Here is a 16506-nt window from a genome sequence, read left to right as displayed (position 1 = left end):
CAGGCGCGCCGGGCGCGGCAGCACGGTGGGGGATGGGGGAGGCTCAGTGATCTATTGGCGGGGTCCAGGAGTTCAGGACCTCGTCCCAGGTCATGACCGTGCCCGCATGTTGGCTGCTGTACGCCTCGGCGGCCTCTCGCGTGGCGAAGGCCACCAGGCCGGTCGCCATCGGGGTCGTCGTATCGGGACTGGCGACGTAATAGGCGGTTGTGCCGTCAATCCACTCCAGGCTCTCGAAGTCGTGCACCCAGACCCGCCGGTCACCCAGTCCCTCCTCCTGGACGAAGGCGACCATCTCCCCGGCGTCATCAAACACGTCCTGCTCGCCGCTGGCGTCCACCAGTCCGGCGGCATGGCGCTCCTCGGAGATGATCATGCCGCAGCGGGCACAGGTGTCGCGGCCGTAAGCAATCTCGGGCGGTTTGTCGGGGTCGTTCCCGCCGCACCCCACGAGCAGCACGCTGCCCAGGAACAGCAGCACGAGCCAGTGCAGCCGGCGCATCAGTGCACGTCCGTTCGTTTGAAGAGCCAGTAGCCGATCGGCAGCGGGAGCACGACCCAGACCGCCTCAATGGCGAGGAGGACCGGAGTCAACCGTGCGCCGAAGCGGTCGATCGCGTACACGCCCGCCGGGCCGAGAACCTCGAGCGAGGTCTGGAGGATCTGCACGCTGACCAGCTTGTAGGTGTCGAGCGGGTTCACCAGCGTTAGCGCCAGGAGCGAATCGGGCCGCAGCCCCATCACGAGTGCGCTCCCCATCAGCCCCAGGTCACCGACGATCACCAGAACCAGCCAGAGGGTCACCACGATGCCGAGCGCCGCCGAGGTCTGGCGTGTCACGCTGGAGACGAGGTAGCCGACACTGAGCATCCCCAGCGCCAGCAACGTGGTGAGGAGGATCAGCACCCCGAAGTTGCCCAGGCTGCCCCCGGCGCCCCGCAGCGCCAGCGCCGCGCCCGCCCAGCCGAAGCCGATAGCGAGGATCAGCGCCATTAGCGCGGCCGCCCCAAGGTACTTCCCGACGAAGACTTCGGCGGCCGACACCGGCTGCGCCAGCAGGTAGTCGAGCGTGCGATCCTGCCGCTCGGCCACGAGCGTCTGCGCGCCGATGGTGAGGCCGATCAGCGGCACCATCAGCAGCAGCAGGTTGAGCAGCCCGGCCGCCGTCCGGCCGAAACCGGCCTGCCCGGCCACATTGCTCCCCGCCAGCGCCACCCAGGCGAAGGCGACGATCAGCACCACGAAGGCCGCGGCGTAGAGCAGGAACCAGCGATTGCGGAGGCCGCCGCGCGCCTCTCGCACCGCGATCGCCATCACGACGCTTCGGTCCATGACCCCCGCTCCATCTCGAAGTCCTCAATCGCCACGCCGGCCCGCGCCAGCGCCCCAACTACGCGGCCCTTCGGCTGACCACCCAGGACGACCTCGACCACGTCGCCCCGCGCCGTGGCCTGGTAACCGAGCCGGTCGAGCGCCGCCAGCGCCGTGGCGGCCTCCCCCTCGGCGAGGTGAAGGACCAGCCGCGCGTCCCGCTCCAGCCGTTCCAGGAACTGCTCGGGAGTGATCTCGCCCCGCAGCGCTCCCCGCTCGATCAGGAGGATCCGGTCGGCCAGCATCAGCACGTCCTCCGGCCGGTGAGACGAGAAGATCATCGTCATCCCCTGGCGCTTGAGCCCGCGCAGCAACTCCAGCAACTCGGCCCGACCGCGGGCATCGAGGTTGGCCGTCGGCTCGTCCAGCAGCAAGAGTGCCGGGTCGCCGATGAGTGCCAGCGCCAGGGCCAGCCGCTGCCGCATCCCGCCCGAGAGTGCCCCAACGTCCTTCGCCGTCTGATCGCCGATGCCGAGCAGCTCCAGCCGCTCGAACGCGGCGCTAGCGGGCACGCCCTTGAGTTCGGCGATGAAGTGCGCGAACTCACCGACCGTCATTCCCGGGATCGGCAGTTCCTGCGGCACGAAGCCGATGCGCCGCCGGGTCTCTCTACCGTCGCGTCGCGGGTCCAGACCCGCCACCCGCACCTCGCCCTCGAAGCGAGCGATACCGAGCAAGCAGCGCAGGATGGTCGTCTTGCCCGCGCCGTTCGGCCCCCAGAGCGCGATCGCCTCTCCGCCGCGCACGTCGAAGTTGACGCCGTCCACCGCCGCCACGCGCCCGTACCGCTTGGTCAGGCCGCGCACCGCCACCGCAGCCGGGGGAGCAGCCCCGTTCGTCGCGTGAGCCAGCCCTTGCGCTCCAGCCGACATCGCGCCGGCCACGGCGGGCGCGGGTTGCGCCGTGGCGACCGTCGGCCGCCGCCGAAGTGCTCCAATCATGACCACCCCTCCAATGGCGACCACCACCCCGGCGGCACCGGTCACCACCCGTGCTTGCGTGCTCAGCCCGTTCTCGGTCGGGGGCAGACCCTCCGGCATCACCGGCCGCATCAGCGGCGCCGCGTCTTCGAGCTTCACCTGCGGCCGGACCTCCGGGAACGCCCGGGCGGCAAAGTCGATCGCCGTCTCGGCCGGGCTGAACTGGAAGAGCCGCAGCGCCTCGTTCCGGTCGATCAGCGACTCAAACAGCCGCTGGCTGCGGTAGGGCACGTCGCCGATGCCGTCCCCGTCGGCGTCGTAGCCGACGTAGTCGCTCCAGTAGTTGCCCCGTCCGTTCTCGCTCCAGGTGATGTCCCGCAGGCTGCCGCCGCCCAGGATGCCGACCTGCTCGATGTTGTCGATGAAGTCGTTACCGGTGACCGTGTTCCGCTGCGCACTGGGCAGGAAGCCGATCCCGATGCCGTTGTAGGCGAAGACATTGCCTCGGATGACGATGCTGGACGTCATCTCCCGCGCCGACTCGTCGATCTGGGCCCCGATGCGGTTCGACACCAACCGGTTCCCCTCGACGAGGACGTCGTCGCTCCCCTTGATCCCCAATCCCATCCCGCTGGGGCCGTGGTTGTCGTTCATCAGGTTCCCGGTCACCACCACCTCGCGGCTGTACATCACATACAGCCCCACAGCATTGGCCCGCAGGGAGTTGCGCTCGATGGTGGCACGGTCGCTGTACATCAGATGCAGCCCGTAGCGGTTGCGGTCGAACAGGTTGTCGCGCACGACGCCGTCGTGGGAGAACCAGAGGATCACGTCGCGGCCGTCGCGCGCAATGTTGCGCTCGATCGTGGTGTTGTTGCTGTACCAGATGCGGATGCCGTCGCCGCGCAACGAGATCGGGAGCGGCTTGGCCAGCACCACGTTGTCCCGCACGACGCTGCCGTGCGCGCTCTTGAGGTAGATCCCGAAGAGCGCATCCTCGACCCGGTTGTTCGCCACCACCACCGGGCCCGTGGTGGCGAGAATGCCGCTGTCCTCACGGTTGAGGTCGGTGCCGCTGCCGCGGACGATGAACCCCTCGATCGTCACGTCGGGCGCCGTGATGGTGACGACGGTGCCCTGCCCGTTCCCCTGGATCACCGGCTGTCCCTCGCCCACCAGGGTCACCGGCCGGTCGATGACCACCTGTTCGGCGTAGGTGCCTGCGCGCACGACCACCCGCGCACCGGGCGGAGCCTGGGCCAACGCCTCGCCGATGGTCCGCACGCCGCATTCGGGGCAGACGACGATCTCCGGCGCTGCGGCGCTCACGCCGCGCGGCACCAGGAGCGACAGGCCAAGCAACAGGGCGGCAACGGCGAAGGCGGCGAGCCACTGCCCGCGGCTAGGTGCGTCCATGGTCCCATCTCCGCGAGAGGACGGTTGCCACCACGGTGAGAACCGCCCCAAGCACCGCCGCGTAGAACCCGACCAGGAACTTGGAGACGGTCGAGAACTGGCCGATCTTGCCCTCGCCGACCACGGGCGGGGTAAACGGCTGGATCGAGCTGCTGAGCGGCGCATGCGGGTCGAGCGTGTGTCCCGCGTAGTAGAGCCAGGCGGCCAGATCCACCGCGAAGATGATCGGGAAGAGGATCGCCGGCAGGACCAGCAGCCACTTCCACCGGCCGCGCAGCCAGAACGAACCGACCGCCAGCACAGCCACGGCGACGATGGCGTAGCGGGAGATCTGCCGCTCCAGCTTCGCGGCCTCGTTGAGCGCCATCATGCCGATGTAGTGGTTCAACCCGTCGACCTCGCGGACATCGCCGCTCAGGTGGGACACGTATGCCACCACCGTCAGCCCCTTGGGGTACTGTGGCGCGCGCAGCTCCACCTCCCAGTACGGGAGGAAGATCGAGCCGACCAACAGCGCCGCGGCGAGGACCAGGAGACCTAGCGGGAGCATCTGGCGCACTGTCACCCGCCGCGCCTCGGCGCGCTCCCTGGTCCGCGCCGCCGAGCGGCCGAACGTTCGACTGGTTGCCTGCTCTGAGGAGACCATCGCTCCGTCCTTCCCCGGCCGGGGTGACGGGGCGGGGTCAAACCGCCCCACCCCGCCGCGCCCGGCGCTAGCTGGGCTCGACGATGAGGTAGCCCATCATCTCGACGTGCAGCGCGGCGCAGAACTCCGTGCAGTAGAAGGGGTAGACGCCCGGATGTTCGGCGGTGAAGGTGAACGAGTTCGCCTCACCCGGCTCCAGGCTCAGACTGACGTTCACACCGGGCAGCACGAAGCCGTGCGTCGCGTCGTGCGCGTTCTCGACGTTGGTGATGTGCCAGGTGACCGTGTCGCCCTGCTTCACCCGCACGATGTCCGGGGTGAAGTGGCTACGCAGCGCGGTCATGCGCACCGTCACCTGCGACCCGTTGCGCTCGACGCCCTCGTTGCCGAGCTGGGCCGCCTGGGCGTCCACCGCCTGGATCCCCGGCTCCCAGCCGGTCTCCGGGTAGACCTCCCACGGCTGCAGCAGGCTCACCGGGATGATCTGGGCGTAGTGCGGCTCACCGATGCCGATCGGCATGTCGTAGAGCAACTGCATCGTCTCGCCCGAGATGTCGATCAACTGGAGGTTTTGCGGCAGGAGCGGCCCGACCGGAGCGAAGCGGTCGACCGACCACTTGTTGAGCGCAACCAGGAACTTGCCGCCAGGCTGGATGGTGTCACCCTGGACCGCCGCGATGTGGCCGACGTTGTAGTGGACCGGGATCTTGTCGACGAACTTCCAGCCGTCGGACTTGCCCTCGCCTCCGAGCGTCCAGCGCGCCACCGCGCTGTCGATAAAGAGGCTGGTGTAGGCATAGCCCTTGTCGTCGAACTGGGTGTGGAGCGGCCCCAGGCCCAGCTCAACCTGTGCCTCCATGCACCCAGCGAAGTCGAGGACGGGGATGCCGAAGCTGTCCGTCTCGTAGTTCCCCTTGGCGATCTGCTCCTCGATCTTCTTCATGCTGTAGACGGTGACGTGCGGGTCCAGCTTGCCGGAGACCACGATGTAGGCGCCGTCGGGCGACACATCGACGCCGTGCGGGCTCTTCGGCTCGGGGACCTGGAACAGGATCCCTTCCTCGACTGCGGTCTTGATCGTGATGACCGGGAACCCGTTGATCAGCTCCACTTTGCCGGCGCGGGCCACCTCCTCGGCCTTCTTCCAGTTCACGACCGAGAGATAGTCCATCTCCCGCTGCGAGGCGCCGATCTCCAGCGGAGGCTTGCCCTCCTGGATGCCGCCAGTCGCCATCTCGGTGTTGAGCGAGTTGAGGAAGACCCAGCCGTCGCTCACACCGCGGCCGGCGTCACCCAGATCCTGGAAGTACGGCGGCAACTCAACTGCGAACGACTCATCCGGGACGATACGGCCGCGCTCCCTGTTGAACTTCCAGAAGGTGATCGCGCCCCGGTACTTCTCCTCAAACTCCTCCAGCGGCGCGTAGGCGCCTCCGAGCGGAGTGGCGTATTGGCACCCCTCCACGACGTACTCGGTGTTCGGGGTGACGAAGCAGGCGTGGTTGCTGAGCGTCAAGGGGTTCTTGACGATCTGCTTCGTCTCGAAGTCCCGCAGGTCGATCACCGCCACTCGGCCGTGGATCTTCTCGTTGATGAAGACGAACTGGCCATCGTACTGCGCGTTCGTCTCGCTCAACGCAGGGTGGTGGGTATCGCCGACGGTTAGGGTCTTGCCCTGGAAGCCGCCCTCCTCCAGCACCTTCCGGCTGGCGTCGGAGTATCCCCAGCCCTGCCACGGTTCGGGCGCGAACACGCCGATGACCCGCAGCAGCCGCATCGACGGGATACCGATCACGAGGAGCTGGCCGGAGTGTCCCCCGGAGGTGAACATCAGGTACTCGTCGTGACGGCCGCTCGGCACATACGTCTTCAGCGCCGCCGCGACGTCTTCCGGGGTCAGGCCGCGTTCCTTGGCGATGTCATTCGCCGAGGCGGGCGCCCCAGTTCCGCCACCGCCGTTCCCGTTGCCACCGATGCTGCACGACGAGAAGAGCGCACCCGCCGCTGGTCCCAGGACTGCGGCGGCACCGACGCCCTTGAGGACGGTGCGACGATTGAAGCGTCGCGTCTGATGCGCTTTGTCCATAGCTCGACTTCCTTGTCTGCCGGTTGGTGCCGGCCCACTCCACGCGCCATCCCCGGCCGGCGGCCAGGCGTCGCCCCTGTTCCGAGCCGCCGGCCGCGGTGGACACCCACCCGCTACTTGTTGTGTGTGAGGCTATGGATGGGCGGTGGACCCGACCACGCCCGGCAGGGTGGTTCGCTGCCTACCCCGCGGGGTAAACCCGGACCTACCTTCCCGGGTAGGGGCGGCACGTGGGTTGCATCAACGCAACATGCCGGAATCGCACACTAGCGGGATCGACAATCGCCGATCCCGCCGGTAGCCGGCCCGCGTGTCGTCGTTTTGACAGTGAGCACCTGAGAACGTATAGTTACAGCGTATTGACCCACATCCTTGCACGTGCGGGTTCCGAGAACATGTCTGCACCACAGATCGACGACCGGTCAGAGCGCGAGGCGGCCGTCGCGTCGCCCCATCCCAGCGAAGCGGGAGAAAGGGTCGCGACCTGGGCCGACCTGGAGCAGGTCATCCGGGAGCGGATGCCCGGTATGGACCTGACCCTCGTGCGCAAGGCGTACGAGTTCGCGGATCAGGCCCATGCCGGGAAGCTCCGGCGCTCTGGCGATCCCTACATCTCACACCCGCTTGCGGTAGCCATCATCCTGGCCGAAATGCAGCTCGACCAGGAGACGCTGTGCGCTGCCCTGCTCCACGACGTCATCGAGGACACCGATACCTCCGTCGAGGAGTTGACGACGATCTTCGGGGAGCGGATCGCCCGGCTCGTCGACGGCGTCACCAAGCTAGGACGTATCCGGTGGGCGACCGAGGAGGACTCGGTCACCCGGGAGAAGGAGCGGCAGGCCGAGAGCCTGCGCAAGATGTTCCTGGCGATGGTGGACGACGTCCGCGTGGTGCTGATCAAGCTGGCCGACCGGCTCCACAACATGCGTACGCTCGAGCACATGCCGCGTGCCAAGCAGCTCCGCAGCGCCCAGGAGACGATGGAGATCTATGCGCCGCTCGCCAACCGGCTCGGCATCTGGCAGCTCAAGTCGGAGCTGGAAGACCTGGCGCTGCGCTATCTCGACCCGCAGACCTATTTCTCGATCAAGCGGGCGCTCGACCGGCGCGGCACCGATCGCGAGCGGTATCTGCAGCGCGTCATCAACGATCTGACGAAGGCCCTGGCCGAGGCCGGGATTCGAGCCGAGATCTCCGCGCGCGAAAAGCACATCACGTCGATCGCCCGGAAGATGGAGCGCAAGGGCCGGAGCTTCGACGAGATCTACGACGTCCTCGGCGTCCGCGTCATCGTCGACGAGAAGAAGGATTGCTACGGCGCCCTCGGCGTCATCCACACGATGTGGCACCCGATCCCGGGTGAGTTCGACGACTACATCGCGACGCCGAAGGAGAGCATGTACCAGTCGATCCACACCGCGGTCCTGGGTCCGGACGGCCACCCGCTCGAGATCCAGATCCGCACGGCCGAGATGCACCACGTCGCCGAGTACGGCATCGCGGCCCACTGGCGTTACAAGGAGGGTGCCCGACCCGACCCGAACGTAGAGGCGAAGATCGCCTGGCTCCGGCAACTGATGGACTGGCGCGACGAGGTGGTCGACGCGCAGGAGTTCGTCGAGTCGCTCAAGTCGGACGTCTTCCAGGAGATGATCTACGTCTTCACGCCGAAGGGCGACATCATCGAGCTGCCTGCGGGCGCGACCCCGGTCGACTTCGCCTACCGCATCCACACCGAGGTGGGCCACCAGTGCGTCGGCGCCAAGGTGAACAACCAGCTCGTGCCGCTCAACTACCGGCTGCAGAACGGCCAGGTCGTCCAGATCATGACGTCGAAGACGAAGGTCGGCCCCAGCCGGGACTGGCTGATGTCCAGCAGCGGCTACATCACCACCGCATCGGCGCGCGAGAAGGTGCGGCAGTGGTTCCGTCGCCAGGAGCGTGAGGAGAACATCGCCCAGGGACGCGAAATCCTCGATCGCGAGTTGCGGCGGCTGGGCATCGACGCCAAGCTGGAGGACATCGCCAAGCAGTTCCCGCGCTACCAGAAGGTCGAGGACTTCCTGGCCGCGATCGGGTACGGCGCTATCACGCCGCAGCAGATCGCGTCCCGGCTGGCCGAGCATGCCGAGCCGCAGGTACTCACACACTCGAGCAAGGCGAGCGCGCAGCCGGCCCTCCCGGGTTTGCGGGTCCAGGGTGTGGGTGACCTCTACACCCGGTTGGCGGCCTGCTGCAAGCCCGTGTACGGCGACCCGATCATCGGCTACGTCACGCGCGGGCGGGGCATCACCGTACACCGCACCGATTGCCACAACGTGGCGCACGTCGACGAGCCCGGCCGGCTGGTGCAGGTGAGTTGGGGGAACGACCAGCGGCAAACCTACCCGGTGAACGTCCGCCTGGAAGCGTGGGACCGTGTTGGCCTGCTGCGCGACATCACCACCCTCGTCGCCGAAGAGAAGGTCAACATGCTCTCGGTGCTGACCGGCGTGAATGACGACCGGACGGTCACCGTGCTGATGACCCTCGAAGTCGAGAGCGTACAGCAGCTCAGCCGGGTGCTGCAGAAGCTGGAGACCATCCGCGACGTTTACGACGTACGGCGCGAGGCAGCACCCGGACCACGTCCCGCCTGAGCGCCGTGACCACCCCCGCCCCTGTCCTCTGCCTCGGAGAGATCCTGATCGACCTGATCGGCCACCCGCCCGGTCCCGCGGCGGCCGTCGAGAGCTTCGTGCCGCGAGTTGGCGGCGCCCCGGCCAACGTCGCGGTTGCGCTAGCGCGGCTCGGCGTCCCGTCGGCGTTCGTCGGGGCCGTCGCCGCGGACGATCCATTCGCCCCAGTGCTCCTCGACCGGCTGGCGACGGAGGGTGTCGACACCCGCTGGGTTAGGCGCGTTTCCGCGGCCCAGACGCGCCTTGCCGTCGTGACCGGGCCCGCAGGGCAGCGCGGGTTCACCTTCTACGGACACCCGCCGGCCGACAGCCTCCTGAGCCCGGACGACCTCCCGGCCGAAGCGATCGCCGGCGCCGCCGCGCTCTATCTCGGCGCGCTGCCTCTCACGACTGAGCCTTCCCGCAGCGCGGCCCTGCGGGCGGTCGACCTAGCGATTGCCGCGGGCGTCCCCGTCTGCTTCGACCCGAATCCCCGGCCGCAGTTCCTCGCCGCCGGGGCTGCGGCACGCGAGGCGTGTTGGCGGATCGCCCGCGCGGTTACGGTGCTGAAGGTCAGCGCGGAGGACATGACGATCCTCGGCATCACGACCGACGACCTGCCCGATGTCGCACCGCGGGCACGCCTCCGCGTACTCTCCCACGGCGCAGCGGGCTGCGACTACTGGACGCCTGAGATGAGCGGGCATCAGCCCGCGTTCGTGGTGCAGACCGTCGACGAGACCGGCGCCGGGGACGCCTTCACGGCCGCACTTATCGCCCGCGGGGTCGCCACCGGCTTCCACTACTCGGCGGACGACATCGCCTTCGCCGCGGCCGTCGGCGCTCTCGCGACGACGCGCCACGGCGCCATCGACGCACTCCCGACCACCGCGGACGTCGCCGCATTCCTTGCTCGCACGGCAAGGGATCACGCCTCGCGCCAGGATTGCGGCACTCATCCTGCTGGAAGTTGATCTTCAAGCACGCGGAACGGCTCGAACAGCGCATACGCACCCGCGGCGCTTGCTACGTGAACCATACCCGGCGGCGTCTCACCCGGTCGGCAGTCGCCGGCACGGGCACAACGAGACACCCGGACGATCGCCGATGCTACCGCCGCGGGCCGCGAAGAGAGGAGTGCCGAGCGTGGCGAAGAAGACCGCAGCGGAGATGGTAGCCGAGGCCAAGTCCCGCATCAGGAACCTCTCGCCCGACGAGGTAGCCGCCGAGCTCAAGCGGGGCAACGTCGTCCTGGTCGACCTGCGCGAGCCGGAGGAGCGCGAGGAGAACGGCGCGATCCCGGGGTCGGTTTCAGCGCCGCGGGGGATGCTGGAGTTCTACGCCGATCCCACCACGTCCTATCACCGGGAGGAGTTCGACCCCGAGCAGGACATCATCCTGTACTGCAGCGCAGGCGGTCGCTCAGCCCTGGCCGCCGACACGCTTCAGCAGATGGGCTACCGCCGGGTCGCCCACCTCGAAGGCGGGTTCACCGCGTGGCGCGATCAGGGACTTCCGGTCGAGCCTTAGCACCCAAGCCGATTCGCGGTGCGGCCTGCAAGGTCAGAGCGCGGGCGATGAATTGATCATCGCCCGCGCTCCTGGTATCGCCTGCGATCCGCCGCTCAGACGAACGGCTGGCGCAGGATCGTCTTCAACTTCTCCGGCGCAGTGCGGCTGGGGTCGTTGAGGTAGATCTCGTGGTGCTTGCCGGTCAGCGAACCACCGCGGTCGGCGATGAACTGGTGCAAACGCTGGATCGTCGGCCCTTCGTCAGCGTACGGGCCAACGTACAGGATCTGCGCGGCCCGTCCCTCCTCAAAGGTCTCGAAACGCACCTGATCGAGCGCGGGTAGCTTTTTCTTGGCCGCGACCTGTTCCCGCACCTGCTCGACAAGTTCGGCCGTCACCGGCTCAGGCTGCATGATCATCGCCGTCCAGCGCCAGGACTCCCGGTCACCCGTCAGGAAGACCGAGTAGTCGTCCGCCCACCAGAGGCACTCGAGCGGCATGACCCGGAAGTCGACCGACGCCTGGCGTTTCACGGCGAACTTGACGCCGTAGGCAAGAGCGAAGAGGCTCTCGACCGCCTCGCGATAGGCCGCGCTGTCCGGTCCCCCGTCCCCGTCGATCATCAGGAAGCGTAGCGGCGGGACGACCACCTCGGTCACGTCCTTGGCCGAGGGTGCATAGAGCTCCTTGAGCGACTGTCGCGGGTCGATCTTCTCCATCCCACAGCCCTTCCCTACGCCGCTCAGCGCTCCAGAAGCTCGTCCGGGTCGATCCCCAGGCGAGCAGCCATCCGCTCCCGTCGAGTCTTCCGGCGTCGCTGTGCAGCCGCCTCCTGTCGTTCGGCCTCCAGGGCCGCCTCATCCCAGATCAGTTCCACATCGGCCACATGCACGACGTCACCCGGCTGGATCCCGAGTTCCTCCAGCTTGGCGGAGATGCCCGACGCCTCGAGGACCCGCTGGTAGCGCTCGGCAGCCTCCTCGTTGCCGAAATCGGTCATCCGGGTAATCCGCTCAATCTTCGGTCCCCGCACGACGAAGTGGTGCCGTGAGATGCGTTCGGCCTCCCACCAATCCTCCTGCGTCTCCTCCAGGGTGTAGACGCGGCGCTCCTGCGGCGCCACCACCTGAGGCGAGGGAAGCTCGCGCAGGCGCTCCAGCACGCGGGCCAGCAGCGCCGGCACTCCCTCGGTCGTCGCCGCCGAGATCGGGAAGACCTCATAGCCCTCTCTGGTCAGCGCCTCAGTCAGCCGCGGCAGGTTGGCCTGCGTCTCGGGGAGATCGATCTTGTTGATCGCGACGATCTGCGGCCGCTCCGCCAGCTCCGGTGCGTAGGCTGCCAGTTCCTCATTGATCGTGCGAAAGTCCTCCAGGGGATCGCGTCCCTCGAGACCCCCCGAACCATCCAGTACGTGGATCAGCAGCCGGGTCCGCTCGATATGGCGCAGAAACTCGTGGCCCAGCCCGACGCCCTCGGCCGCCCCCTCGATCAGGCCGGGAATATCGGCCATGACGAACGTTTCCCCGCCGGGACCGCCGATCTCCACCACGCCGAGCATCGGCGTGATTGTCGTGAAGGGGTAGTCCGCGATCTTCGGCCGGGCGGAACTGGATGCAGCCAGCAGGGTCGACTTCCCCGCGTTGGGCAGCCCCACCAGCCCCACGTCGGCGATCAGCTTCATCTCCAGCCGGATCCACCGCTCCTCACCCGGCTCGCCCTTCTCGGCCATCCGCGGGGCCTGCCGAGTCGCGGTTGCAAAGCGCGCGTTACCGAGTCCGCCCTTGCCGCCGCGCGCTACCCGAACAACCTCACCGGGGTGTACGAGGTCCGCCAGCACCCGCCCGGTCTCGTCGTCCATCACCACCGTGCCCGGTGGGACGTCGATGTAGAGGTGGGCACCGCGCTTACCGGTCTTCTTGGCTCCCTGGCCCGACTCGCCGCGCTCGGCCCGGAAGTGCTGCTTGTACTTGAAGGCGATCAGCGTGTTGAGGTGCGGGTCCACGCGGAGGTAGACATCGCCGCCGTCCCCGCCATCGCCGCCGTCCGGCCCGCCGAAGGGCACGTACTTCTCTCGCCGGAAACTGATCGCCCCGTTGCCGCCATCGCCGGCTTTGACGTAGATCTTCGCCCGGTCGTAGAACATGGCACCTTCCATGTCGGATTATGCTCGCGCGTACCGTGTTGCCCCTGCGGACCCCGCACTGGCGATGCCGCGCGCTTGCAGTGTCCGTATCTTAGCCCAACACCTCACGGAAACACCGCCAGACCGCGCCCAGTGGACCACGCGCGGCTACAGGCCCCCGCTTCCATTGTGGGGGAGGGGCTTTCAGTGAGGGAGATGGATGACGCATGACGCGTGACGTATGACGCAATGCGATGCCGAGTCATCCGTCGGCGCGCCAGGAGACCGCGCCAGCGCGGTGCAAGATCGATCAAACGCGGGGAATGGACACCTACTCCAGGTAGTCGCGCAGCTTCTTGCTGCGGCTGGGATGGCGTAGCTTCCGAAGCGCCTTCGCCTCGATCTGCCGGATGCGCTCCCGCGTGACGCCGAACTCGCGCCCGACCTCTTCCAGCGTCCGGGTGCGGCCGTCGTCCAGCCCGAACCGCAGCTCAAGCACCCGCCGCTCCCGGTCGCCCAGGGAGCCAAGCACGTCGTCCACCTGCTCCTTGAGCAGCTTGAGCGAGGCCGCGTCCGACGGCGCCAGCGCCTTGGAGTCCTCGATGAAGTCGCCCAGGTTGCTGTCTTCTTCTTCGCCGATGGGCATCTCCAGTGACACCGGTTCCTGGGAGATCTTCAGGATCTCGCGGACCTTGTCCGGCGGCAGGCCCATCTCGGCCGCGATCTCCTCGGAGGTCGGCTCGCGCCCCAACTCCTGCTGCAACCGGCGCGAGGTCCGGATCAACCGGTTGATCTGCTCTACCATGTGGACCGGGATCCGAATCGTGCGGGCCTGGTCGGCGATCGCCCGGGTGATAGCCTGGCGAATCCACCAGGTGGCGTAGGTCGAGAACTTGAACCCCTTGTGGTGCTGGAACTTCTCGACGGCGCGGATCAGACCGAGGTTACCCTCCTGCACCAGATCCAGCATCGACATGCCGCGCCCGCCGTACTTCTTGGCGACACTCACCACCAATCGCAGGTTGGCCTCAGTCAGCTTCTTGCGCGCGATGTCCCCACGGACCACGAACTCTTCCCACCGCGCCTGGAGCGCCGCTTCGTCGCGGCGGAGGAGCTCCCACACTTCCTCGTCGGTCGGGAACGCGTCGACCGGCCGGATCAACTCCTGGATCGGCGACGGGAGCAGGTCGTACTCAATTCGTCGCCGCCGCAGGCTCTCCTCCAGCTCCTCGCGGCTGACACCAAACTCCTCGCCGACCGCCTGGATCGCGGGCTCCATCTCCTCGGTCAGCGGCAGGACAGCCGCCAGAACCCGTGTCTTGGTGGTGGCCGGTTGATCCGGGAACGCGGCGCGATAGAAGGCGATGGTCAGCGGCCAGCCCTCGCGCAGCGTGCGGTAGACCGTCCAGCCGATCCCCGCCGCGCTCGGCCGGTCGCCGTTGCCTCCCTGGAGCTCCTGCTGCAGGCGGAAGATGTAGTCGCCGCGCTCCATCGCCTGCGCCAGCGCCACCTCCTGCTCGCCGGTGAGGAGCTGCACCCGCCCGATCTCGCGCAGGTAAATCCGGACCGGGTCGTCGAGGCTGACTCCGCTGAGATCGACATCGGAGAGCTCGGTGGAGAAGAGGTCGTTATCGGCTTCGACAGCCGCGACGTCGGGCAAGTCCGGCGCGTCCTCGGCCGGGTCGAGCACGGGTACGTTCATCTCCGCGAGCTGGGACGTGATGGCATCGACCGCGGCTGCCCCACCCGGCGCGGAGGCTACATCCGCCAGTTCCTCGGCCGAGAGGTAGCCCTGCTCGCGGGCACGCTCGATGATCCTCCGGATGGCCAGCTCATCGGCACGGTCATCGCCGGAGATACCGTCGGCACCCTCGCCGCTCATAGACACCGGGTCCACGGGGTCTTCAAATCCGTCAGCCGAATAGCGGAATCTCATCGCCTCAGCCACGCTAGACGCTCTCCCCAGTCCACGGGACGAGCACTGGTCTGGAGCGGTGTCGCAGTGATACTACGCCGAATACCAAAATGCAAACGCCCACGCTCATTCACCGGTCTGATTCGGGACCACCACCACCTCCCGCGCCAGCAGGTCCTCGTAGCGCTCGCGCCGCTGCACGAGCCGCGCCCGGCCATCCGCGACGGCCACCACGGCCGGCCGGAGCGCCAGGTTGTAGTTGCTCGCCATCGCCAGGCAGTAGGCGCCCGCCGCTGGGAGCGCGAGCAGATCGCCCGGCTCCACGGTCGGCAGCTCCACATCCCGGATGAGCACGTCGCCCGACTCGCAGTACTTCCCGGCGATGGTCACCACGGCGTGGTCGCTTCCGGCGCCATCCCGGTTGGCCAGAGCCGCGGTGTAGCGCGCCCCGTAGAGCGGGGGTCGGATGTTGTCTGCCATCCCGCCGTCGACGCAAACGTAGCGGCGCACGCCCGGAATATCCTTGATCGCCCCGACGCGGTAGACCGCCACCCCGGCAGGGCCGACGATCGAGCGCCCCGGTTCGACCGTGAGCACCGGCGGGTCGAACCCCCAACGTTCGGCTGCCTGCAGCGCGCTCCCCGCCACGGCGGCGGCGTAGGGCTCGATCGCGGCGTCGGGATCGTCGCTCTCGTACGGGATCGCCCACCCACCGCCAGGGCTGATCTGATCCGGCACCACGCCGAAACGGTCCCGCATCTCGGCAGCAAAGGCGAAGAGCACGTTGATCGTCGTCGCGAACGGCTCCGTCTCCGCGATTTGCGAGCCGATGTGCGCGTGGTAGCCACGCAGGCGCAGGCCCGGCACCGCGCGGATCCGTTCAACCGCTCGCGCCGCGTCACCCGACTGGATCAACAGCCCGAACTTCGAATCGACGATGCCGGTCTTCCGGTACTCGTGGGTGTGGGCATCCACTCCCGGGTTCACCCGGAGCAGGACGTCGAGCGCGACCTGGCGCTCGGCGGTCAACTGGGCCAGCAACTCGATTTCGTAGTGGTTGTCGATGACCACCTCGCCGACGCCCAGCTCGAGCGCCAGTGCCAGTTCCTCCGGCGTCTTGTTGTTGCCGTGGAAGACGATACGCTCGGCCGGGAACCCGCCGCGCACGGCCAGGTAGAGTTCCCCACCCGACACCACGTCCAGCCACAGCCCCGCCTCGTCGAGGAGCGGCAGCAGCCACGTCGCCAGATACGCCTTTCCGGCGTACACGACGCGCGCCCGCGGGTAGTGGCGCTCGAAGGCCTGGCGATAGGCATCCGCACGCTGGCGCAGGGTCGCCTCATCGTAGATGTAGAGCGGGGTTCCATATTCATCGGCTAGCTGGGATACCGGTACCCCGCCGATGATCAACTGACCCGAGCCATCGCGCTCGGTCGTGACCGGCCAGACCATCGACTTCCCTTCCGCTTCGGACCGCCGGGGCGCGCTGCACTCCTACACCATACTGATCGCTCCGGGATTATACGGTGCCAGCACGCGCCGACAAAGAGGGCCACAACTCCCGGATACCGCCACCATCCAACGGTAGAACGCCCACCTTGGCATGTCGGTGACGACCGTGTAAGCTATCGGCATGATCGCGTACGAATCGAACCGGTACGATGGATCATGTGTGGCAGGCGCACCGCCGTGGGGTGCGTCCGTCCGCGCGTTCCCCTGCCACGGCCGCGACCCGTACCTTCCAGTGAACCGGCCGCTGATCCTCAGAACCGCGGTCTAGCCGGGCGAAGGGGTTATTGTGCCCCGCGCCCTGGAAAGTGAACACTAGACACGCGGGATCGAGTATGAGGAAGAAGCA

Annotated in this window: 12 protein-coding genes; 3 read left to right on the top strand and 9 right to left on the bottom strand. The window is 67.8% G+C overall.

Annotation, left to right across the window (positions count from 1 at the left end):
* Positions 1-43: 43 nt before the first annotated feature.
* The 5 genes from STHE_RS03675 to nosZ form a co-directional block, all read right to left on the bottom strand.
* A complete protein-coding gene (locus STHE_RS03675) occupies positions 44-502 on the bottom strand; it encodes a nitrous oxide reductase accessory protein NosL (protein ID WP_012871223.1) in 459 nt (152 codons plus the stop codon).
* Entirely contained in the window at positions 502-1332 is an 831-nt protein-coding gene (locus tag STHE_RS03670) for an ABC transporter permease (RefSeq protein ID WP_012871222.1), read from the bottom strand. Before STHE_RS03670 ends, STHE_RS03675 begins: the two co-directional genes overlap by 1 nt.
* Positions 1314-3707 carry a nitrous oxide reductase family maturation protein NosD gene (gene nosD / locus STHE_RS17765; RefSeq protein ID WP_012871221.1) on the bottom strand — a complete coding sequence of 798 codons (2394 nt, stop codon included), beginning with the start codon at positions 3705-3707 and terminating at the stop codon, positions 1314-1316. Before nosD ends, STHE_RS03670 begins: the two co-directional genes overlap by 19 nt.
* Complete coding sequence (locus STHE_RS18950) at positions 3694-4353, bottom strand: hypothetical protein (protein ID WP_012871220.1); 660 nt, start codon at positions 4351-4353, stop codon at positions 3694-3696. Before STHE_RS18950 ends, nosD begins: the two co-directional genes overlap by 14 nt.
* Before the next feature lie 67 nt (positions 4354-4420).
* On the bottom strand, positions 4421-6439 hold the full coding sequence (gene nosZ / locus STHE_RS03650; RefSeq protein WP_012871219.1) for a Sec-dependent nitrous-oxide reductase: 2019 nt from the start codon (positions 6437-6439) through the stop codon (positions 4421-4423).
* Between the two features lie 395 nt (positions 6440-6834).
* Here nosZ and STHE_RS03645 point away from each other — a divergent pair, with 395 nt between their 5' ends.
* The 3 genes from STHE_RS03645 to STHE_RS03635 all read left to right on the top strand — a co-directional run bounded on the left by STHE_RS03645 (position 6835) and on the right by STHE_RS03635 (position 10629).
* Positions 6835-9081 (top strand): RelA/SpoT family protein, encoded by a 2247-nt coding sequence (locus STHE_RS03645; protein WP_012871218.1) that lies wholly within the window; start codon positions 6835-6837, stop codon positions 9079-9081.
* A gap of 5 nt (positions 9082-9086) precedes the next feature.
* The gene (locus STHE_RS03640; protein WP_012871217.1) at positions 9087-10073 is read left to right on the top strand and encodes a carbohydrate kinase family protein; all 987 of its coding nucleotides are present in this window, start codon (positions 9087-9089) and stop codon (positions 10071-10073) included.
* 172 nt (positions 10074-10245) lie between these two features.
* Complete coding sequence (locus STHE_RS03635; RefSeq protein WP_012871216.1) at positions 10246-10629, top strand: rhodanese-like domain-containing protein; 384 nt, start codon at positions 10246-10248, stop codon at positions 10627-10629.
* Between the two features lie 95 nt (positions 10630-10724).
* Here the strand turns inward: STHE_RS03635 and STHE_RS03630 are convergent, their stop codons facing one another.
* From STHE_RS03630 to lysA, 4 genes are all read right to left on the bottom strand, one after another.
* Positions 10725-11330 carry a GyrI-like domain-containing protein gene (locus tag STHE_RS03630; RefSeq protein ID WP_012871215.1) on the bottom strand — a complete coding sequence of 202 codons (606 nt, stop codon included), beginning with the start codon at positions 11328-11330 and terminating at the stop codon, positions 10725-10727.
* A 23-nt stretch (positions 11331-11353) separates the two neighbouring features.
* A complete protein-coding gene (obgE, locus tag STHE_RS03625; RefSeq protein ID WP_012871214.1) occupies positions 11354-12754 on the bottom strand; it encodes a GTPase ObgE in 1401 nt (466 codons plus the stop codon).
* A gap of 310 nt (positions 12755-13064) precedes the next feature.
* Entirely contained in the window at positions 13065-14615 is a 1551-nt protein-coding gene (rpoD, locus tag STHE_RS19610; RefSeq protein WP_083776024.1) for an RNA polymerase sigma factor RpoD, read from the bottom strand.
* 159 nt (positions 14616-14774) lie between these two features.
* Positions 14775-16100 (bottom strand): diaminopimelate decarboxylase, encoded by a 1326-nt coding sequence (lysA, locus tag STHE_RS03615; protein ID WP_012871212.1) that lies wholly within the window; start codon positions 16098-16100, stop codon positions 14775-14777.
* Positions 16101-16506 lie beyond the last annotated feature (406 nt).

It is taken from the genome of Sphaerobacter thermophilus DSM 20745, assembly GCF_000024985.1.
GTDB classification, from domain to species: domain Bacteria; phylum Chloroflexota; class Chloroflexia; order Thermomicrobiales; family Thermomicrobiaceae; genus Sphaerobacter; species Sphaerobacter thermophilus.
This window is presented reverse-complemented; position numbering and strand designations above follow the sequence as displayed.